At 43.9% G+C, this 289-nt stretch carries 1 protein-coding gene; it reads right to left on the bottom strand.

The window, feature by feature from the left end:
• On the bottom strand, nt 1-289 hold a 289-nt coding region (gene cysZ, locus AB4585_RS17300; RefSeq protein WP_372170402.1), incomplete at both ends, for a sulfate transporter CysZ.

Genomic DNA, 289 nt, shown 5'->3' with positions numbered 1-289 from the left:
GCATGATAACCAGGTTCAAGAGAGGGATGGAGGTAAACAGCGCCACCATCGAACCGTAACCATAGGATTTACCTTGCTTTTGTTTTAGCGCAAGTCGCATAGAGTTAAAGTCGACCTTATGATTATCAAATGGGTAGTCGCAATACTGAATGGCCAGCATCCATGAGGTAAAGATAAACCATACAAAGGGAGCGATAGTTTGACCAAAGGCGGGAATGAGTAGCAGCAAGAACAAGCCTAATGCTTTAGGCATAAGATAAACAAGCTTGCGCCATTCACGCCCTAATAT

Origin of the sequence: Vibrio sp. 10N.222.49.C9 (assembly GCF_041474985.1) — a bacterium.
Classification (GTDB): Bacteria; Pseudomonadota; Gammaproteobacteria; order Enterobacterales; family Vibrionaceae; genus Vibrio; species Vibrio crassostreae_C.
Note: the sequence above shows the minus strand (reverse complement) of the source record. Positions and strands in the feature narration are given on the sequence as shown.